Origin of the sequence: Aeromonas sp. HMWF016, from assembly GCF_963878195.1 — a bacterium.
Lineage (GTDB): Bacteria > Pseudomonadota > Gammaproteobacteria > Enterobacterales > Aeromonadaceae > Aeromonas > Aeromonas lacus.
In genome coordinates this window covers 45,437-64,824 of record NZ_CAWNWX010000110.1, presented here as the reverse complement: position 1 = coordinate 64,824, position 19,388 = coordinate 45,437, and the positions used below count along the sequence as shown (strand labels likewise).

Genomic DNA, 19,388 nt, shown 5'->3' with positions numbered 1-19,388 from the left:
ACGTTCTCGAACGCGGTGTTGCTGCCCGCACCGGTGATGGTGACAACCAGCCCTTCGCTACCTTCTTGCAGGTAGTCGTCCTTGGCATCCACGGTAAATTCGGCTTTGCCGTTCGCGCCGATGGTCACGCTGGCCGGCCGGCCACTGGTGTCGCCATCGTTGGCCGCCGCGCCGCTCCACGCCAGGTTCACGGTCACCACCTTGCCTGCCGGCAGGGTCACGGCATGACCGTCCTTGTCCACCAGGCTCACGGTGTATTTGAGCTGGCCACCTTCCGCCACGCTGGCCTTGTCCACCTCGATCTGGGCATACACGGTATCTTCCGCGCCCGGTACCGCCTCGTCAGTGATGGTGGTGGTCACCGCTCCCGGCAACGCCGGGGCCTTCTCGTAGCCACCGCCACGGGTCTCGCTCACGCTAACCTGGAAGCGCTCGGCCGGCTCGGCATAGACATCATCCTTGGTCGCCACGTCGAAGCTCACCGAGGTGGTGCCGGCCTTGATGACCACGTCGCGGGTCACCGCCTGCACATCACCGTTGTCGGTGGTGATATGGCCCACCACCACCTTGACGGTCAGATCCGTTTTCGGTGCATCGCTGATGGTCAGGGTGTAGTTGGCCTTGCCCCCCTCGACCACATTGGCATCGCCGGTCAGAGTCAGGGTCGGGGCATCCTGATCATCCACCACTGTATTGGTGATGGTGCCAGTGCTAACCACATTCTCGTAATTGCCACCACTGGTCTTGTCGATAGTGACGCTCAGTGACTCTTCAGCTTGCTGATAAATGTCATCTCCACGAACCGGTACCGGGTCGCTGTTAGCGCTGCTGCTGCCCACCGGAATGGTGATCACCACCCCGTTGGAGAGGGTCACGGTCAGCGGACTGCCGGTCACCGGGTTACTGACACTGGCGGTGTAGACAATGCTGCCGCCCTCGGTCACGGTCTGGCCGTTGGTGGCCGAGCTCAGGGTCACGGTGGTGGTGTCCACGGTGTCACCCACCTCGGTGGTCACCTTGCTGCTGGTATCCAGCTGTTCATAGTTGCCACCGCTGCTGCCGGTGATGCTCACCGTCAGGCTGCTGCCATCCTTGTAAACGTCGTCACTCGGGGCATCGACCGTCACACTGCCGCTCAGCTCGCCTGCCTTGATGGTGATGCTGGCGCCGTTGGACAGGGTCAGCACCAGGTCACTCTGCGGGGCATTGTTGACGCTGGCGCTGTAGGTGATCAGGCCCCCTTCGTTGACCTGCGCCGGTGCGCTCAGGGTTACTGTGGTGGTGTCGATGGTGTCGGTAATCTGAGTAGTCGTTGAAGGACCGGTAATGATCTGGTTGAAACCACCGCCCTGAGTACCGGTGATCGAAACAGTGATCGTGGACGGGTCGACATAGGGGCTGTCGGCAGGCGCAGCCACAGTAACGGAACCGGTAGTTTGGCCAGCAGGAATGGTAATGACAGCACCATTTGAGAGGGTAATGACCAGATCAGTGCCAAAAACAGGCACATCAACAGAGGCAGTAAAGGTGATGGAACCACCTTCATTTACTTGAGGCTGGGCAGAGAGGGTCAGATTGGCGGAGATGAACGGCTGATCTGCAATGCCTGTCGCATCCAGCGTCGGCGCGGTGCCGTTATTGTAGGTCGTATCAAACCCCGCCTGGGAGATGGTGGCATCACCTACGCGGTCGATGGTGACAAAGCCGCCGTTACCGCTGGCGCCAGCAACACCACCGACGCCGCCACCGCCAGCGGCAGGTGCGCCCCCCGCGGCAGAGGCTTCAAAAGTCTTGGTCGGGTCAGCGCCGCCCAAAATGGCTTGTTGCAATGCATTGATATCGCTCGGAGTGCCGGGTGCACCGTTTTGTGCCAGCTGGGGCGCATCTCCCTCTTCGGCCGACTCGCTCGGCTGCACATTGAACGACTGGTTGCCGCCCATAAAGCTGCCACCATCGGGAGAGACAATCACCGCCCCTTTTGGCAGTACATCCCCTTCAACCAACAGCTTCCGGCTGCCGTCTGCGGCAAGCTGGTAAATCTTTCCTTTGAGTTGGGTTACGGTTACGCCCTGTTCCAAGGTAATGGCATTGGTAATCATGTTCTCTCCTGAATCCTGATTTGCATGCAAAAAGCCACAGCCTACTTTGCACACAGGCAGTGGAAATAACCAGTTCGAAAATTCGAAAGAATAGACTGATTTGGGGCTGAACTGTTCAGCCAGAAAGAAGGGTTGAGGCTAGCGGGGGGATATAAAATAAAACCAAACTTATCAATACATTACAGAAATATGGCAGGAGCATGACAAACCATGCACCTGCCATTTCAGAGAGTTATGCGCCAGCCCAGAGGATGATGGCCAAGAGCTGCGGCGAGATGATCCGCAGGAACATCACCAGCGGGTAGACAGTGGCATAGGAGAGGGCACTGGCACCGCTGGTCGGATGCATGGCGTTGGCAAAGGCCAGCGCGGGAGGATCGGTCATGGATCCGGCCAGCAAACCACACAGGGTGAGGTAGTTCATCTTGCCATAGAGGCGAGCCAGCACCCCGACCACCAGCAACGGGATAAGGGTAATGGCGACCCCGTAGAGCATCCATGAGGGGCCATCGCCGTGGATCAGGGTATCGACGAAGCCGGCACCGGACTTGAAGCCGACCACGGCCAGGAACAGTACGATCCCGATCTCCCGCAGCGCCAGGTTGGCGCTGGGGGGCATGAACCAGTAGAGCTTGCCGATGCTGCCGATCCGCGACAGGATCAGCGCCACCACCAGCGGCCCACCCGCCAGACCCAATTTGAGGGCGGCCGGGAAACCGGGCAGATAGAAGGGGATGGAGCCGAGCAATACGCCGAGGCCAATACCGATAAATACCGGCAACATCTGCACCTGTTGCAGCTTTTGCTGCACGTTGCCGACCACATTGGTCACCGCTTCGATGGCATCCAAGCGCCCCACCAGGTTGAGAATGTCACCGAATTGCAGGCTAGTCTGGCTGGTCGGCACCAGCTCGATACCGGCCCGGTTGAGGCGGGATATCACCACGTCATAGCGCTGTTTGATGTCAAGATCGCGGATCTTCTTGCCCAAAACCTGCTCGTTGGTTACTACCACCCGCTCGACGCGCAAGTCGGTACCGCGAGTCGAGAGCGAGGTCTCCACCTCCTCCCCCAGCACCAGCAACACCTTGTGCAATGCATGACGCTCACCCACCAGGTGGAGCAGGTCACCCAACTCGATGCGCGAATCGGGACGCGGCACCATCAGCTCATCGCCGCGCTTGAGGCGTGAACAGATGACATCAGCCTCGTCGAGACTCGGTATCTCGCTCAGCATCAGGCCATGCATATTGGGGTTGCGCACCGCGATGTTGATAGTCTGCAGGCTCTCCTTGGTCTTACCGGTCTGCAGCTCGAACTGGGCGGCTTCCTCGTCAACCTTGATGCGAAAGAAGACCCTGATCAGCCACATGGTGAGCAAAATGCCGCAGATACCGAACGGGTAGGCAACCGCATAGCCCATCCCCATCAGACCGGTGGAGCCGGGGGCTGCACCCAGTTCACCCAGGATCTGCTGGCCCGCACCGAGCGAAGGAGTATTGGTGACCGCACCGGAGAAGACCCCGAGGATCACCGGCAACGGCACATCGAACAGCTGGTGCAGGGCCGCAGCGACCACGCCGCCGAGCAACACCAGCAGGGCCGCAAAGCCGTTGAGCTTGAGACCGGAGCTGCGCAGAGAAGAGAAGAAGCCGGGCCCAACCTGAATGCCGATGGTGTAGACAAACAGGATCAGACCGAACTCTTGAATGAAGTGCAGGGTTTTTTCATCCAGTGCGAGACCGGAGAGGCCGGCAAAGTGCCCGACTATGATGCCGCCGAACAGTACCCCTCCTATCCCCAACCCGACGCCATAGACTCGCCAGTTCCCCAGCCAGAGCCCCAGCACTGCCACCAGCGACAACATGCTGATGGAAAGCGCGATATCACTCATTGTGTGCATCCTTTGCGAATTGAACTGTCCCTAGCTTGTCAGCAAACGATGCCGCCAACTGTGTGATAACGCACGAATTTATCCTTTGGTGCGGCAAAAATACCAATTAAGGGTTAATTAAACGACATAGCCGTAAATGGCCATAAAGTGACAAATGCTGCCCCCCAGCACAAACAGATGCCAGATGGCGTGGTTGTAGGGAATTCGCTTGGCGACGTAGAAGATCACCCCGAGACTGTAGACCAGCCCGCCCGCCGCGAGCAGCAGCAGCCCTTCACCAGCCAGATGGATATAGAGCTGATAGATAACCACCAGCGACAGCCAGCCCAACATCAGATAGGTAAACAGCGACAACTTCTTGAAGCGATTGATGAATATCAGCTTGAACACCACCCCGGCCAGCGCCAACCCCCAGATCACCACCATCAGCCCACGCGCCAGCGGTGTATCGAGCGCCACCAGCAGGAAGGGGGTATAGGTACCGGCGATCAGCAGATAGATGGCACAGTGATCAAACACCTTGCACCAGCGTCGCGCCTTGCCCTCCGCCATGCTGTGGTAGAGGGTCGAGGCGAGATAGAGCAGCACCAGACTGCCACCATAGAGGCTGTAGCTCACCAGCGCTTGCGTGCCCTGCCCCCACCCCTTGATCAGCAGCAGCACCAACCCGACGATACCCAGCAACAATCCCGCTCCGTGGCTCAGCCGGTTGGCCAGCTCTTCCCGGGGGGAGTAATCCATCACACCACTCATAACATTCACTCCGTTATCATTGGCGACACTCTACCCAGCGCCATTTCAGAGTACAAGTGTTCGCTTAAAAAATGGGGTGGCTGTCACCCGCCCCCCTTTGGTGTATGCTCTGCCGCCGATGCCCGACAGAAGCGGCATAGACACCTACCCCGGTGACCTGGTCTGGAGAACCTGATGAAGTTGACTGAGCTGTTTGCACAAGCGGATCCCGCCTTTGGCGAGGCGATGAGCACCTTGCTGGAGACCTTCCACCACTCCGACGACAGTCAGGCCCCCTACCAGCACGACCTGTTCACCCATCAGCTCGACCAGTCCCGCATGCCCGCCAGCGGCTGCTCGACCGAAGCCTATCTAGCCCGTCTGGCCACCCTTGTCCCCGGCGCCTCTCATCTCACCTCGCCACGCTACATGGGTCATATGACGGCACCATTGCCGGCCTTCACTGCCGAGCTCTCCCGTCTGGTGGTGATGCTCAACCAGAATCCGATGAAGATGGAGTCCTCCCGCCTGCTCAGCTTTCTGGAACGGGAAGTGCTGGCCAAGCTGCACCGCCTTATCTACGGCATGGACGATGCCTTCTACGGCGAACAGATGCATGCCAAGGATGCCGCCCTCGGCGTCATGACCAGCGGCGGCACCATCGCCAACGTCACCGCCCTCTGGTTGGCCCGCAACCGCGCCTGTGGCGACAACCTGTTCGCCCTCTATGAGCAGGGCTATCGCGGCGCCGTCATTTTGGGCTCCCGACTGATGCACTACTCCTTCGACAAGGGGATGGATCTGCTGGGATTGGGCGCACGCAGCGTCTGGCGCCTTGAGACCGACGAGCAGAACCGGCTCAGTCTGGTCGCGCTGGAGCAGGCTCTGCTGCGCTGCAAAGAGGAAAAACTCAAGGTACTGGCGCTGGTCGGCGTGGCGGGCAGCACCGACTTTGGCTCCATCGACCCTCTGCCGGAGCTGGCCGCCATCGCCGAGCGCGAGCAGATCCACTTCCACGTGGATGCCGCCTGGGGCGGCCCGACACTTTTCTCCCCTCGCTATCAAAACCTGCTGGCCGGGATCGAGCATGCCGATACCGTCACTCTGGATGGCCACAAACAGCTGCTGGTGCCGCTCGGTACCGGCATGCTGCTCTGCCGCCAGCCAGACCTGATGATGGCGATCAAGCGGGAGGCGCCCTACGCCATCCGAGCCACCTCGTTTGATCAGGGCCGCTTTACGCTGGAGGGCACCCGCCCGGCCAATGCCCTCTATCTGGATGCCGCCTTCCAGCTGTTCGGCCAGCAAGGCTATGCCGACCTCATCGAGGCCAACTACGACCGGGCCCGACTGATGGCCGAGCTTATCACCAGCAATCCGGCCTTCGAGCTGATGTCTGCTCCGGTGATGAACCTGCTCTCCTATCGCTGCATCCCGCCCCATCTGCAGGGTAAGCCGCTGGATGAGGCGGCCAACGAGCAGGTCAACGCCTTCAACGTGGCGCTGCAAAAAGCCCAGCGCGCCGAGGGACACAGCTTTGTCTCCCGTACCCAGCGCGCCGTGGTGCGCTACGGTGCCCAACCCCTCACCCTGCTGCGCGCCGTGCTGCTCAACCCCCTGATTGAAGAGCGCCATATCCGCGACCTGCTGGCCGATCAGCAGCGACTGGGGATCACCATTGCTCGCCAACTGTTTGGCGACAGCGCGGAACCGGCGTAAAAATGAGCGGTCTTATTCATTTGCCGTTGTCCGCCGTGCAGGTAGACTGGGCGAAATTTGCAGGCCATCTTTGAGGACTAGGCGTCAGAAATGAAGCAATTTATTGAATTTATTCCACTTATCGTTTTCTTTGCGGTCTACAAGTTCTACGACATCTACATGGCTACCGGCGCCCTGGTGGTGGTCACCGGTCTGCAGCTCGCCTATAGCTGGATCCGCTATCGCAAGGTCGAGAAGATGCAGCTCTTTACCTTCCTGCTGGTCGGCTTCTTTGGCGGTCTCACTGTGTTCTTCCACGATGACACCTTCATCAAGTGGAAAGTGACCGTTATCAATGCCCTGTTTGCACTGGGTCTGCTCATCAGCCGCTATGGCTTTGGCAAGAACCTGATCAAGCAGATGCTGGCCAAGGAGCTGCAGGCGCCCGACGCCATCTGGGATCGGGTCAACCTCGGCTGGGCCGGCTTCTTTGCCGTCTGCGGCCTGCTCAATCTCTATGTGGCGTTCAACCTGCCGCAGGAGATGTGGGTCAACTTCAAGGTGTTCGGCCTGCTCGGCATGACCCTGATCTTTACCCTGCTCAGCGGTGTCTACCTCTACCGCCACATTCCGGCTGATCAAAAAGAACAGCTGAAAAAATAACCCTCATCAGAAAAGGATTGTCTCATGTGGTATCTCATCTACTCCGAAGATGTTCAGGGCAGCCTGCCGCTGCGCAAGCAGGTTCGCCCCGCCCATCTGGCTCGCCTGCAAGCCCTGCAGGATGAAGGTCGGCTGCTGACTGCCGGCCCCAACCCGGCCATCGATGCCGAGGATCCGGCCGATGCCGGCTTTACCGGCAGCACCGTCATCGCCGAGTTTGCCTCACAGGCGGATGCCCAGGCCTGGGCCGATGCCGATCCCTATGTGGCGGCGGGCGTCTATGCCAAAGTCACCATCAAGCCGTTCAAGAAGGTCTTCTGACCCGAAGCGAATAGCGAAATAAAAAGGCCGGACTGGCAGTTCACTCCAGTCCGGCCTTTTTATTTCCCGATATCTCGTTTATGCCTTGGCCACAAACCAGGGGTTAAGGATGTCCGGCTTGTTGTAGGCAAGGGCTGAGCCATCGAGTTGGGTGACGCTCCCCCCCGCCCCCTCCAGCACCGCCTGCGCCGCACCGGTATCCCACTCACAGGTGGGTGCGAGGCGTGGATAGAGCTCGGCGCCCCCCTCGGCGATGATGCAGAACTTGAGCGAGCTGCCCATGGAGACCAGCTCGATCTCACCAAAAGGAGCCAAGAAATCGAGGGTCTCCTGTGACAGGTGGTTGCGACTGCCCACCACCCGCCACGCCTCTCCTTCACGATGAGGCCGGGTCTGGATGGACTCGCGCTTGCCACCAGCGATACGCCAGGCGCCTACGCTTTTGCCGCCATACCAGAGCGTGTCCAGCACCGGCGCATAAACCAGCCCCCAGCGCGGCACACCCTCTTCAATCAGTGCGATATTGACGGTGAACTCGCCGTTGCGGGAGACAAACTCCTTGGTGCCATCGAGGGGATCCACCAGCCAGTAGCGTGACCAGCCGTGGCGCGCCGCCATCACCTCGGGCCCCGACTCCTCGGACAATACAGGGATGTCGGGAGTCAACCGTGCCAACGCCTGAACGATCACCTCATGAGCCCCCTTGTCGGCCGCGGTCAGCGGACTCTCGTCGCTCTTGTACTCCACCGCGAAGGGCTGGCTGTAGATGGCCATGATGGCCGCCCCCGCCGCTCGGGCGACAGGTTCAAGTTCGGTGATATCGGGGTGGTACATAACAGGCTCGATCAGTGAGTGAGAAACCAAGTCTATCGCGTTTGTCATCAACCGCTTATAGCTGATTGCACTGGATTATATTGCCCCTGCTTCTCCTGCCCCTTGCTGCCATCGGCCGGTACCAGCAGCACTTCGATACCGGCATTGCGCAGGCCGGAAAGGATATCGGCAGGCACGGCATCGTCGGTGATCAGGGTGTGAATACGCAGGGTATCGATGATCTTGTGCAGGCTGCGCCGGCCAAACTTGCTGGAGTCGGTGACCACCACAATCCGCTCGGCCACCTGACACATGCAGCGGTTGAGGCGTGCTTCGTCCTCATGATGGGTGCTGACGCCGCGCTCCAGATCGATGCCATCCACCCCGAGAAACAGCATGTCAAAGTGGTAGTTTTGCAGGGACTGCTCCGCTTGTGCACCGTAGAAGGAGAGTGACTTGCGGCGCAGATGTCCGCCCGTCATCAGCAGCTCCACCCCTTCTGCTTCGAGCAGCTCATTCGCCACATTCATACCGTTGGTCATCACCAGGATCTCCTGATGTCCCTTCAGATGACGCGCCACCTCCAGTGTTGTCGTCCCCGAATCGAGGATAAGGCGACAACCTGAGGGCACCAGGGTCGCCGCCAGCGCGCCGATCCGCTGTTTCACGGGAGTATTGAGCACACTCTTGTCGGCAATAGTGCGCTCCGGCACCGTCTGGCCCGGTTCACACAGCAGGGCGCCGCCGTAAGCGCGCACGGCCACCCCCTGCTTCTCCAGAAAGGCCAGATCGTTGCGGATGGTCACGGTAGAGACCTGATAATGAGTCGCCAACTCGTTGACCTGAACGCTGCCATTGCTGCGCAGCTGCTGAATAATCCGCTCCCGCCGCTCGCTGGTTCCGAGCGCACCTTTTTCGCTTGTTTGCATAGTTCTTCTGCCGGAATGCTGTAGTGAAAGATCGCTTTCACTTCGTTACGTTTGCATATTAACGCTCAGCGAAGGTGCCAAATCAAGCCTTCATTACGCTTTACCACCACGCTACCCATCTTTACCTATCATTCGCAACCTTTCGATATCTTTCTTTTTGTGATCCCTTTCAAGATCTGACGACTCTTTTGTTTCGTTTTCTTTTCCTCCCCACTACCGTAAAGAAAAGAAATCGAAAGAACCTTTCCATACGCAGCAACCAAGGAACATCAAAATGAAATCCATGCTGGCACTGGTCGAAAGACATAAACAGGGAGAACAGACCGGGATCTACGCCGTCTGCTCCGCTCACCCGCTGGTGCTGGAGGCCGCGCTGCGGCTGGCCGTCGAAGGGGATGAGCTGCTGCTGGTCGAGGCCACCTCCAATCAGGTGGATCAGTTTGGCGGCTATACCGGCATGACCCCCGCCGACTTTCGCGATCGTCTCTACGAGCTGGCGACACAGTGTCACTTTCCGGCGCAGCGCCTCATTCTGGGGGGCGACCATCTGGGCCCCAACCGCTGGCAGGGGGAACCGGCCGAGCAGGCCATGGCCCATGCTGGGGATCTCATCACCAGCTATGTCGCTGCCGGGTTCAAGAAGATCCACCTCGACTGCAGCATGTCCTGTCAGGGCGATCCCGTTCCCCTGACCGATGAGCTGGTCGCAGAGCGAGCCGCACGGCTGGCGCAGATCGCCGAACAAACCTGTCTGGCCACTTTTGGCGAAAGCGATCTGGTCTATGTGATTGGCACCGAGGTGCCGGTGCCGGGCGGTGCCCATGAAGATCTTGCCGAGTTGGCGGTCACCACGCCGGAGGCGGCGCGCCATACCCTCGAAGCCCATCAACAGGCCTTCAACAAGTCGGGGCTGGCCCATATCTGGCCGAGGGTGATCGGTCTGGTGGTGCAACCCGGCGTCGAGTTTGACCATACCCGCGTCATCGATTACCGGCCCGAAAAAGCGGCTCCCCTTAGCCGGATGATCGAAGCCTATCCCCACATGGTGTTTGAGGCTCACTCCACCGATTACCAGACTCCTGAAGCTTATCGCCAGCTGGTACGCGACCACTTTGCCATTCTCAAAGTCGGCCCCGCCCTCACCTTCGCCCTGCGCGAAGCGCTGTTTGCCCTTGCCGCCATCGAGGAGGAACTGGTGGTTGCCAAGGCCTGTTCAGGTCTGCGCAAGGTGATGGAAGAGACCATGCTGGAGCGCCCCGACTTCTGGCGCAGCCACTATCAGGGCAGTGCCAACGAGTGTCGACTGGCCCGTGGCTACAGCTATTCGGATCGCATTCGCTACTACTGGCCCGATAGCCGGGTCGATGAGTGCTACGCCAGATTGCTGGCCAATCTGGCGGCGGAGCCCATCCCGCTCCCCCTGCTGAGCCAGCATCTGCCCCTGCAGTATCGCAAGGTGCGTCAGGGCTCGCTCTCGGCCAATCCCCATGACCTCATTCTCGATCAGGTGCAGGAGGTGCTGCGGCACTACGCCAGCGCCTGCACTGCGGCCTCTCGCCGCCATTCCCAGCTCGACCCTGTTGTATAAGGAGTTGCAGACATGATCCTTGGTTATTCAGAAGAGATGTTGCGCAGTGCCAATGGCCTGGCGACTGCCCGTGAAATTCGCCAGCAACCCGCCACCTGGCGCGAGACCCTCGCCATGGTTGAGGAGTGCCGTCCTGCACTGACCCGTTTTCTGACCCCACTGCTGGCCCGGCAAGAGCTGCGCATCATCCTGACCGGAGCTGGCACCTCCGCCTTTGCCGGTCGGGCGCTCGCCCCCTATCTCTCGGCCCACCTGCATGCCCGGGTCGAGGCGATCGCCACCACGGATATCGTCACCGACCCGGCCGAGTATCTGGCCGAAGATTGCCCGACCCTGCTTATCTCCTTTGCCCGCTCCGGCAACAGCCCCGAGAGCGTGGCGGCGGTCGAACTGGCCAGCCAGCTGCTCAGCGACTGCCACCATCTGGTACTGACCTGTAACGGTGAAGGGGCGCTCTATCGCCGCTGCCAGCAAGATGCCCACTCTCTGGCCCTGCTGATGCCGCCCCAGACCAATGATCGCAGCTTCGCCATGACCAGCAGCCTGACCAGCATGATGCTGAGCTGTCTGGCTCTCTTCCTGCCAGAGCGGTTCAACCACCAGCGCTGCGAGCAACTGGTCGCTACCAGCGACGCCATTCTGGAGCAGGTCGTACAGCGCGTACCGGCCTGGAACGAGCCGTTGCCCGAGCGGGTCATCTATCTTGGTAGCGGCAGTCTGCAAGGGGTGGCACAGGAGGCAGCACTCAAGCTGCTGGAGCTGACCGCCGGCCGTCTGGTCGCCATGTTCGACTCCCCCACCGGCTTTCGCCACGGCCCAAAATCGGTCGTCAACGAACAGACGCTCATCGTGCTGCTCATCTCCAACGACCCTTACACCCGGCAATACGATCTGGATCTGCTGCGCGAGCTGCGAAGCGATGGCAAAGCCGCCCGGATGGTTGCCATCGCCGACCAGCACCATCCCGCCATCGAGGAGGGGGAGCACATCTATTTGCCCGCCACCCTGCATGGCGACGATGCCCAGCTCGCCTTCTGCTACCTGCTCTATGCCCAGTACTACGCCTTCCATACTTCGCTGAGGCTGGGGATCAGCCCGGACAATCCCTGCCCCACAGGTCAGGTCAACCGGGTCGTACAGGGGGTCAATATCTATCCGTTCCACCAAGAAGGAGTGCTGTGATGCCCAATATCGTATTGAGCCGGATCGATGAGCGCCTGATCCACGGTCAGGTCGGTGTCCAGTGGGTCGGCTTTGCCGGTGCCAATCTGGTGCTGGTTGCCAACGACGAAGTGGCAGAGGACCCCATCCAGCAGAACCTGATGGAGATGGTACTGGCCGAAGGCATTGCGGTGCGGTTCTGGCCGCTCCAGAAGGTGATCGACAACATCCACAAGGCGGCAGATCGCCAGAAGATCCTGCTGGTCTGCAAAAACCCGACCGATTTCAACACCTTGGTTCAGGGAGGTGTCCCCATCTCCCGGATCAACGTCGGCAACATGCATTACGCCGACGGCAAGCGTCAAATCCACAAGACCGTATCCGTGGATGAACAGGACATCACCGCATTTCGCGCCCTGCGGGACGCCCGTGTCGAGTGCTATGTCCAGGGCGTGCCGACCGAACCGGCACAGGACATTTTCAATTTGCTCTGATTAAGGACAATTGTGATGGAAATCAGTTTGTTACAAGGTCTGCTGCTTGGCATCCTGGCGTTCTTCGCCGGACTCGACCTGTTCAACGGTCTGACCCACTTCCACCGTCCCGTGGTGCTGGGGCCGCTGGTTGGCCTCATCCTCGGCGACCTGCCCACCGGCATTCTGGTGGGCGGTACCCTGGAGCTGGTCTGGATGGGACTGGCCCCGCTGGCGGGGGCGCAACCGCCCAACGTCATTATCGGCACCATAGTCGGCGCCACCTTCGCCATCACCACCGGGGTCAAACCGGATGTGGCGGTCGGGGTTGCCGTTCCCTTCGCCGTGGCCGTGCAGATGGGGATCACCTTTCTCTTCTCGGTGATGTCAGGGGTCATGTCCCGCTGCGATCGCATGGCCGAAGCGGCTGACGTGCGCGGTATCGAGCGGGTCAACTACCTGGCGCTGCTGGCTCTGGGCACCTTCTACTTCCTCTGTGCCTTCCTGCCCACCTACTTCGGGGCCGAGCATGCCAAGGCAGCCATCGACGTGCTGCCTGCCCGCCTCATCGACGGCCTCGGCGTTGCTGGCGGCATCATGCCCGCCATCGGTTTTGCCGTGCTGCTCAAGATCATGATGAAGAACGTATATATCCCCTACTTCATCCTCGGTTTCGTTGCTGCCGCCTGGCTCCAGTTACCGGTGCTGGCCATCGCCGCCGCCGCGCTGGCCATGGCCCTGATCGACTTCATGCGCACCACCACCCCGCAAGCTCGTCCTGTTCAGGAGGAAACCGAAGATGGCATCTAACAACACTGCTGCGCGGATCATCTCCAGCGCCGAACCGCACAATACCCGGCCACAATCCGACGACACCTATGAAGATCAGCAGCTTGGCGCCGAACTGACCAAGCAGGATATCAACCGCTTTGCCTGGCGCTCCCTGCTGCTGCAGGCCTCCTTCAACTATGAACGGATGCAGGCCTCCGGCTGGCTCTATGGATTGCTGCCGGCACTGCAGAAGATCCACACCAATCCGCGGGATCTCTCCCGGGCCATGAAAGGGCACATGGGCTTCTTCAACACCCACCCCTTCCTGGTCACCTTCGTGATGGGGATCGTGCTGGCGATGGAGCGCTCCAAGCAGAACGTCAACAGCATCCAGAGCACCAAGATTGCCGTAGGCGCACCGCTCGGCGGGATTGGCGATGCCATGTTCTGGCTCACCCTGCTCCCCATCTGCGGCGGCATAGGGGCAGATCTGGCGCTGCAAGGTTCCATCATGGGTGCCGTGGTCTTCTTCCTGCTGTTCAACGTGGTCCACTTCGGCCTGCGTTTTGGTCTGGCGCACTACGCCTACCGCATGGGGGTGGCGGCCATTCCGGTCATCAAGGCCAATACCCGCAAGGTGGGGCATGCTGCCTCCATCGTCGGTATGACGGTGATCGGCGCGCTGGTCGCCACCTATGTGCGTCTTGGCACCACGCTGGAGATCACTGCCGGTGATGCAGTCGTCAAGCTGCAGGCTGATGTGCTCGACAAGCTGATGCCAGCCTTTCTGCCGCTGCTCTACACCCTGGCGATGTACGCCCTGATCCGCAAAGGCTGGAGTCCGCTGCGCCTCATCGTCATCACGGTGGTACTCGGTATCGTCGGCAAGTTCGCCGGTTTCCTCTAATCCGGAGCCGGCAGCAAGCCGGCCCCCTTTGCAGTAAAGGAACAGACTATGTTGGGCATCATCATTTGTGGTCATGGCGGTTTCGCCAGCGGTCTGGAGCGCGCCATGCTGCAGATCCTCGGCGAACAGGAAGCGGTTATCGCCATCGACTTTCCCGAGAGCTCCACCACTGCCCTGCTGCAGGCGCAGTGCGAAGCGGCACTGACTGAGGTCGACAAGGGGGATGGCGTGGTCTTCCTGACCGACCTGCTCGGTGGCACCCCGTTTCGGGTCGCCTCTACCCTCTCACTGTACCAGCCAGAGCGGGAGGTCATTACCGGTACCAACCTGCAACTGCTGCTGGAGATGGCGCTGGAACGCGATGGCCTCAGCGCCCGTGAATTCCGCCGGCAGGCCCTTGATTGCGGCCACCGGGGCCTCACCTCGCTGGCGGATGAGATGAGCAAAGAGCGTCAGGCAGATGCCGCTCTCGTCGAGGAGGGCATCTGATGGCCTCAAGGATCCGTGCCCGTCGCATGCTGACCGAACAGGGTTGGCTGGAACATCAGGAGCTGACCCATGAAGGGGGCATCATCACCGCCATTGCCCCCATCACGGATGGCGATCCGGCACGGGATGTCGAGCTGCTGGTGCCTGCGCTGATCGACGGTCATGTCCACGGCGGTGCTGGCGTCGATGTCATGGATAGCGATGGCAATGCCTTGGCTACCTTGTCGATGGCCAAGGCAGCAGAAGGGGTCGGCGCTTTTCTTGCCACCACGGTCACCGCCCCACTCCCCGAGATAGAGCAAGCCCTTGCCCGCATTGCCGATGGCGTTGCCCGCGGCATGCCGGGCGCCGAGCTGCTCGGCTGCTATCTGGAAGGACCCTACTTCACTCCGGACAACAAGGGCGCCCACGATCAGGCGCTGTTTCGGGAGCTGGATATTGCCGAACTGAACCATCTGCAACAGCTGGCGCGTGGCAGCCTGAAGGTGGTGGCGCTGGCACCGGAAAAGCCCAACGCCATCGCGGCCATTCACCATCTCGCCTCAAACGGTATACGGGTAATGCTGGGCCACTCGGCGGCGGATCACGACACCACCATGGCGGCGCTGGCGGCGGGCGCTTCCGGGCTGGTGCACTGCTTCAACGGCATGCGCGGTCTGCACCACCGCGAACCCGGCATGGTCGGTGCAGGTCTGGTCCATCCCGCAGCCTGGCTGGAGCTGATCGCCGATGGCCATCATCTCCACCCGAGCGTACTCAAGCTCTGTCACTGCTGCGCCGGCCAGCGTCTGCTGCTGGTTACCGATGCGATGCGCGCCGCCGGTATGACCGACGGGCACTATCTGCTCGGCAACTATCGGGTCGAGATGAAAAATGGCGTGGTACGCACCGAAACCGGCGGTCTGGCTGGCAGCACCCTCACCCTGCTTGGCGCCGTACGCAACATGGTGCAGCTGGCGAACGTACCGCTCGATGAAGCCATCGCAATGGCCTCGCTGGCACCAGCAAAGATGCTCGGCATTACCGATCGTCTCGGTTCACTGGCAGTTGGCAAACAGGCCAACCTGCTCGCCCTCACGACTGAACTCATTCAACAACACATCTGGGTGGCAGGCCGGGAGATAACCCCGACCGACCAATCCTCCCTTTTCTCAGGATCTCGCGTCAATCAGGACGCTCAGGAGTCACTATGTATCTGATCTCTTCCCATGAAATGCTCAAAGATGCCCAGCGCCGCGGCTACGCCGTACCGGCTTTCAACATCCATAACCTCGAAACCGTGCAGGTGGTAGCCCGCACCGCCGCTCGCATGCGATCTCCGGTGATTTTGGCTGGCACCCCGGGCACCTATCGCCATGCCGGGGTCGAGTATCTGGTCTCCATCTGTCAGGCCGCAGCCCATGAGTACCGCATCCCGCTGGTGCTGCATCTTGATCACCACGAAGACGAGCAGGACATCCACAGCAAGGTCGAAGCGGGGATTCGCTCCGCCATGATCGATGCCTCGCACTTTCCGTTTGAAGAGAACATAGAGAAAGTGCGCAGCGTAGTGACCTTCTGCCATCGCATGGGCGCCAGCGTCGAAGCCGAACTGGGCCAGCTGGGCGGTCAGGAGGATGACCTCATCGTCGATGCCGCTCATGCAAAATTTACCGACCCGCTCAAGGCGGCCGAGTTTGTCCGCCGCACCGGTATCGACTCGCTGGCCGTGGCCATCGGTACCGCTCACGGCCTCTACAAGGAGGAGCCCCGCCTCGACTTCGCCCGCCTCGCAGCCATTCGCGAGCAGGTGGATATTCCGCTGGTGCTGCATGGAGCTTCAGGCGTACCGGAAGCCGATGTGCGCCGCTGCATCGAACTCGGGATCTGCAAGGTCAACGTTGCGACAGAACTGAAGATCGCCTTCGCCGATGCGATGAAAGCCTTCCTTGGCTCTCATCCGGATGCCAGCGACCCGCGCCAGTATCTGGTGCCAGCCATGGCAGCAATGGAGGAGGTGGTCGAGGCGAAAATCCGTATGTGCATGAGTAATAACAAGATTTGATAACAATAAAATTACGGTAACAGGTCTGGGAGATAATAATGATGGCTCGCGCATCCTTGCGAAATAAGGTATGGGAATTTGCCCAGAGTTTGGGGAAAACATTCATGTTTCCCGTCTCTCTGATGGCATTCATGGGATTACTGCTGGGGGTGGGATCATCCATAACCAGCCCCTCCACCATAGATAATTTTCCTTTTCTTGGTGGGGAATATACCCAGCTCGTCTTCAATCTGGTGGCAACCGTAGGCAGCTTTGGCTTTACCTATTTGCCAATCATGTTTGCCATCGGCATTCCGATGGGATTGACCGAAAAGAACAAGGGTGTCGCGGCCTATTCCGGTTTCGTCGGTTATATGGCGATGAATATCGGGATCAACTTCTATCTCGCCAGTACCAATCAACTGGCTTCGCCGGAAAATATCAAACTGGCGGGACAAGCCATGGTGATGGGGGTTCAGACCCTCTCCATGGGCGTGCTAGGTGGCATAGTGTCGGGGATCGTGACCTACTTCATCCATCGCCGTTTCTATAACCTCAAACTGCACGACGCCTTCTCGTTTTTCAGCGGCTTGCGCTCCGTGCCCATCATCACCGTGCTGGTCATGTCGCTGATCGGTCTGGCCATGCCGCTCTTCTGGCACTATGTGGCGCTCGGTATTACTGCGGTCGGCAACATGATCATCTCTGCCGGCTCTTTTGGTGCCTTCCTCTACGGGGTGGCCATCAACCTGCTCAAACCGCTCGGTCTGCACCACATCATGCTGGCCATGGTGCGCTTCACCCCGGCAGGCGGTACCGAGCTGGTCAATGGCGAGACCATTTCCGGCGCTCTCAATATCTTCTTCGCCCAGTTGAAAGCGGGTGAACCCATCAGCCCGGCAGCAACCGCCTTCCTGTCGCAAGGGTTTATGCCGACCTTTATATTCGGTCTGCCTGCCGCAGCGTTAGCCATGTATATGGCAGCCACGCCCGGCAATCGAACCAGAATCAAGAGCCTGATTATCTCCGGGGTTCTGGTCTCTATCGTGACCGGTATTTCCGAGCCCATCGAATTCCTGTTTCTCTTTGTCGCGCCGGTACTCTATCTGTTCCATGTCTTTATGACCGGCGCCGCGCTCTTTGTGGTGGCCATGTGTGGCGTCACCATCGGCAATACCGATGGCAGTGCACTCGACCTGCTTATTTTCGGCATCATGCAGGGCTGGCAAACCAAGTGGTATCTGATTATTCCCATTGGCCTCATCTGGTCTGCCATCTATTTCACCGTCTTCTACTGGTACATCAAGAAATATGACATCAAGACCCCCGGCAGGGATGAAGTCGATGATATCCAGATTGCGAAACACGACCCGGCCGTGATCCTGAGTGCCCTCGGTGGCAAGGAGAATATCGTCAGCCTGGACAACTGCGTCACACGGCTGAGACTGGTGGTACACGACATGGGCAAGCTGCAGGAGAAGATCCTGAAACAGGCTGGCGCTCTCTCCGTCGTCAAGATCGACGAGCACAGCGTGCAGGTCATCATTGGCGCTCAGGTTCAAACCGTGAAGGATAATCTCGATGCTCTCCTGTAAAGATAGGGAGGCCCTGCGCCTCCCCAACCCACCCACCGACTTGCAACCCTCCCGTTTCGATGAGCTGGCAGATCGCATCAGCGACAAATGCCGCAAGTGGGATATGAAAGTGATCGAGAACCGCTTTGGCCCCGTTCCCACAGATAGCATTCCCATGTGGATTGCCGATATGGATTTCAAATCACCGCCGGCTGTGGCTCGCAAGTTCAGTGAAATCATCAGCTGGGGCACCTTCAGCTACACCCATTGCATCGATGATTTCTACGCGGCGGTCATCAACTTCCAGGCTCGCCACCACAAGGTTGCGGTGGAGCGGGAGTGGATCACCCTCTCCTATGGCACCGTCTCTACCTTGCACTACACGGTGCAGGCATTCTGCCAGCCGGGCGACAGCATCATCATGAACACCCCGGTCTACGATCCCTTTGCCAAGGCGGCCGAAAGGCAGGGGGTCAAGGTTGTCGCCAACCCGTTAGCCCTCAGCAAAGGGCGATACCGGATCGATCTGGCGAAGCTGGAGGAGCAGATCATTGGCCACAAGCCCAAAATCTACTTCCTCTGCTCGCCCCACAACCCGTCGGGCAGGATCTGGAGTCAGGCCGAACTGGCATCCATTGCCGACATCTGCCTGCGCTATCAGGTATTGATGATGGTCGACGAAGTGCATGCCGAGCACATCATCCATGGCGAGTTCGTCTCCTTTCTGGCGCTGGATGAGCGTTACCGCAACAACATGATGCTGATGAGCTCGCCCAACAAGGCATTCAATCTGGGCGGATTGAAAACCTCCTACAGCATCATTCCAAATCCACAGATCAGAAGCCGGTTCAGAGCGCGTCTTGAGCAGAACTCCATCACCTCTCCCAACGTGTTCGGGCTCTGGGGCATTATCACCGCCTATAACGAGTGCGATGATTGGCTGGCCGAACTGAATCTCTATCTGAGAGAGAACTACGCCTTGCTGGCGCGCTACTTCAGGGAGAACCTGCCCGACTTTCGGGTCATGCCGATGGATGCCTCCTATCTGGTCTGGGTCAATACCGGAGAGAGTGGCATGAGCGCAAGCGAGGTGACCCGCAGATGGGCAGTCGAAGCGGGTGTCATCATCGAAGATGGCTCCCACTACGTCAGCGGCGGTGAAGAGTATGTGCGGATCAACATAGGCACCTCCCGCCAACTGCTCGGCGAGGCGCTGCAACGTCTGGGAAGATGGGCGCAGCAGCAGGCCTGAC

At 59.7% G+C, this 19,388-nt stretch carries 18 protein-coding genes; 13 read left to right on the top strand and 5 right to left on the bottom strand.

All coding sequences use genetic code 11. The features are described from left to right. The 3 genes from AACS24_RS18585 to trhA all read right to left on the bottom strand — a co-directional run. Positions 1 to 2,099, bottom strand: a 2,099-nt coding sequence (locus AACS24_RS18585) for a retention module-containing protein (protein WP_146181432.1), incomplete at its 3' end; no start/stop codon positions are given. Positions 2,100 to 2,331: 232 nt separating this feature from the next. Beyond that, positions 2,332 to 3,993 (bottom strand): putative transporter, encoded by a 1,662-nt coding sequence (locus tag AACS24_RS18580; protein WP_033112812.1) that lies wholly within the window; start codon positions 3,991 to 3,993, stop codon positions 2,332 to 2,334. 117 nt (positions 3,994 to 4,110) lie between these two features. Further along, positions 4,111 to 4,746: a PAQR family membrane homeostasis protein TrhA gene (gene trhA, locus AACS24_RS18575; protein ID WP_108571600.1), complete on the bottom strand. Its 636-nt coding sequence runs from the start codon at positions 4,744 to 4,746 to the stop codon at positions 4,111 to 4,113. Between the two features lie 174 nt (positions 4,747 to 4,920). Between trhA and AACS24_RS18570 the strand changes: the two genes are divergently transcribed. From AACS24_RS18570 to AACS24_RS18560, 3 genes are all read left to right on the top strand, one after another. Further along, on the top strand, positions 4,921 to 6,444 hold the full coding sequence (locus tag AACS24_RS18570; RefSeq protein ID WP_108571599.1) for a pyridoxal-dependent decarboxylase: 1,524 nt from the start codon (positions 4,921 to 4,923) through the stop codon (positions 6,442 to 6,444). A gap of 90 nt (positions 6,445 to 6,534) precedes the next feature. Beyond that, positions 6,535 to 7,086, top strand: coding sequence for a septation protein A (locus AACS24_RS18565; protein ID WP_071914774.1), 552 nt, complete (start codon positions 6,535 to 6,537; stop codon positions 7,084 to 7,086). Between the two features lie 24 nt (positions 7,087 to 7,110). Next, positions 7,111 to 7,407, top strand: coding sequence for a YciI family protein (locus tag AACS24_RS18560; protein ID WP_033112808.1), 297 nt, complete (start codon positions 7,111 to 7,113; stop codon positions 7,405 to 7,407). A gap of 78 nt (positions 7,408 to 7,485) precedes the next feature. Here the strand turns inward: AACS24_RS18560 and cysQ are convergent, their stop codons facing one another. Both cysQ and AACS24_RS18550 read right to left on the bottom strand, forming a co-directional pair. Beyond that, positions 7,486 to 8,241, bottom strand: a complete 756-nt coding sequence (cysQ, locus tag AACS24_RS18555) for a 3'(2'),5'-bisphosphate nucleotidase CysQ (RefSeq protein WP_108571598.1) — start codon at positions 8,239 to 8,241, stop codon at positions 7,486 to 7,488. A 47-nt stretch (positions 8,242 to 8,288) separates the two neighbouring features. Beyond that, complete coding sequence (locus AACS24_RS18550; protein ID WP_108571597.1) at positions 8,289 to 9,149, bottom strand: DeoR family transcriptional regulator; 861 nt, start codon at positions 9,147 to 9,149, stop codon at positions 8,289 to 8,291. A gap of 274 nt (positions 9,150 to 9,423) precedes the next feature. Here AACS24_RS18550 and kbaZ point away from each other — a divergent pair, with 274 nt between their 5' ends. The 10 genes from kbaZ to AACS24_RS18500 all read left to right on the top strand — a co-directional run bounded on the left by kbaZ (position 9,424) and on the right by AACS24_RS18500 (position 19,387). Further along, on the top strand, positions 9,424 to 10,737 hold the full coding sequence (gene kbaZ, locus AACS24_RS18545) for a tagatose-bisphosphate aldolase subunit KbaZ (RefSeq protein WP_108571596.1): 1,314 nt from the start codon (positions 9,424 to 9,426) through the stop codon (positions 10,735 to 10,737). A 12-nt stretch (positions 10,738 to 10,749) separates the two neighbouring features. Beyond that, entirely contained in the window at positions 10,750 to 11,919 is a 1,170-nt protein-coding gene (locus AACS24_RS18540) for an SIS domain-containing protein (protein WP_108571595.1), read from the top strand. Beyond that, positions 11,919 to 12,392 (top strand): PTS N-acetylgalactosamine transporter subunit IIB, encoded by a 474-nt coding sequence (gene agaV / locus AACS24_RS18535; RefSeq protein WP_005335358.1) that lies wholly within the window; start codon positions 11,919 to 11,921, stop codon positions 12,390 to 12,392. Before AACS24_RS18540 ends, agaV begins: the two co-directional genes overlap by 1 nt. Before the next feature lie 15 nt (positions 12,393 to 12,407). After that, positions 12,408 to 13,181 (top strand): PTS N-acetylgalactosamine transporter subunit IIC, encoded by a 774-nt coding sequence (gene agaW / locus AACS24_RS18530; protein WP_005354369.1) that lies wholly within the window; start codon positions 12,408 to 12,410, stop codon positions 13,179 to 13,181. Continuing rightward, positions 13,171 to 14,049, top strand: coding sequence for a PTS N-acetylgalactosamine transporter subunit IID (gene agaE, locus AACS24_RS18525; protein WP_005354370.1), 879 nt, complete (start codon positions 13,171 to 13,173; stop codon positions 14,047 to 14,049). The genes agaW and agaE overlap by 11 nt, the downstream gene beginning before the upstream one ends. A gap of 48 nt (positions 14,050 to 14,097) precedes the next feature. Then, positions 14,098 to 14,538 (top strand): PTS galactosamine/N-acetylgalactosamine transporter subunit IIA, encoded by a 441-nt coding sequence (gene agaF / locus AACS24_RS18520; protein ID WP_108571594.1) that lies wholly within the window; start codon positions 14,098 to 14,100, stop codon positions 14,536 to 14,538. Then, complete coding sequence (gene nagA / locus AACS24_RS18515; protein WP_108571593.1) at positions 14,538 to 15,737, top strand: N-acetylglucosamine-6-phosphate deacetylase; 1,200 nt, start codon at positions 14,538 to 14,540, stop codon at positions 15,735 to 15,737. The genes agaF and nagA overlap by 1 nt, the downstream gene beginning before the upstream one ends. Continuing rightward, positions 15,728 to 16,582, top strand: a complete 855-nt coding sequence (locus AACS24_RS18510) for a tagatose bisphosphate family class II aldolase (RefSeq protein ID WP_108571592.1) — start codon at positions 15,728 to 15,730, stop codon at positions 16,580 to 16,582. Before nagA ends, AACS24_RS18510 begins: the two co-directional genes overlap by 10 nt. A 104-nt stretch (positions 16,583 to 16,686) precedes the next feature. After that, positions 16,687 to 18,156 carry a maltose/glucose-specific PTS transporter subunit IIBC gene (gene malX, locus AACS24_RS18505; protein ID WP_231499775.1) on the top strand — a complete coding sequence of 490 codons (1,470 nt, stop codon included), beginning with the start codon at positions 16,687 to 16,689 and terminating at the stop codon, positions 18,154 to 18,156. Continuing rightward, complete coding sequence (locus AACS24_RS18500; protein WP_108571591.1) at positions 18,143 to 19,387, top strand: MalY/PatB family protein; 1,245 nt, start codon at positions 18,143 to 18,145, stop codon at positions 19,385 to 19,387. Before malX ends, AACS24_RS18500 begins: the two co-directional genes overlap by 14 nt. The last annotated feature ends 1 nt before the right edge of the window (position 19,388 follow it).

Coding starts and splice junctions, on each gene's coding strand:
- AACS24_RS18565 (WP_071914774.1), top strand. CDS start 6,535: ATGAAGCAATTTATTGAATTTATTCCACTTATCGTTTTCTTTGCGGTC.
- AACS24_RS18550 (WP_108571597.1), bottom strand. CDS start 9,149: ATGCAAACAAGCGAAAAAGGTGCGCTCGGAACCAGCGAGCGGCGGGAG.
- AACS24_RS18500 (WP_108571591.1), top strand. CDS start 18,143: ATGCTCTCCTGTAAAGATAGGGAGGCCCTGCGCCTCCCCAACCCACCC.
- agaW (WP_005354369.1), top strand. CDS start 12,408: ATGGAAATCAGTTTGTTACAAGGTCTGCTGCTTGGCATCCTGGCGTTC.
- cysQ (WP_108571598.1), bottom strand. CDS start 8,241: ATGTACCACCCCGATATCACCGAACTTGAACCTGTCGCCCGAGCGGCG.
- AACS24_RS18540 (WP_108571595.1), top strand. CDS start 10,750: ATGATCCTTGGTTATTCAGAAGAGATGTTGCGCAGTGCCAATGGCCTG.
- kbaZ (WP_108571596.1), top strand. CDS start 9,424: ATGAAATCCATGCTGGCACTGGTCGAAAGACATAAACAGGGAGAACAG.
- AACS24_RS18510 (WP_108571592.1), top strand. CDS start 15,728: ATGTATCTGATCTCTTCCCATGAAATGCTCAAAGATGCCCAGCGCCGC.
- trhA (WP_108571600.1), bottom strand. CDS start 4,746: ATGAGTGGTGTGATGGATTACTCCCCCCGGGAAGAGCTGGCCAACCGG.
- malX (WP_231499775.1), top strand. CDS start 16,687: ATGTTTCCCGTCTCTCTGATGGCATTCATGGGATTACTGCTGGGGGTG.
- AACS24_RS18560 (WP_033112808.1), top strand. CDS start 7,111: ATGTGGTATCTCATCTACTCCGAAGATGTTCAGGGCAGCCTGCCGCTG.
- agaF (WP_108571594.1), top strand. CDS start 14,098: ATGTTGGGCATCATCATTTGTGGTCATGGCGGTTTCGCCAGCGGTCTG.
- AACS24_RS18580 (WP_033112812.1), bottom strand. CDS start 3,993: ATGAGTGATATCGCGCTTTCCATCAGCATGTTGTCGCTGGTGGCAGTG.
- AACS24_RS18570 (WP_108571599.1), top strand. CDS start 4,921: ATGAAGTTGACTGAGCTGTTTGCACAAGCGGATCCCGCCTTTGGCGAG.
- nagA (WP_108571593.1), top strand. CDS start 14,538: ATGGCCTCAAGGATCCGTGCCCGTCGCATGCTGACCGAACAGGGTTGG.
- agaE (WP_005354370.1), top strand. CDS start 13,171: ATGGCATCTAACAACACTGCTGCGCGGATCATCTCCAGCGCCGAACCG.
- agaV (WP_005335358.1), top strand. CDS start 11,919: ATGCCCAATATCGTATTGAGCCGGATCGATGAGCGCCTGATCCACGGT.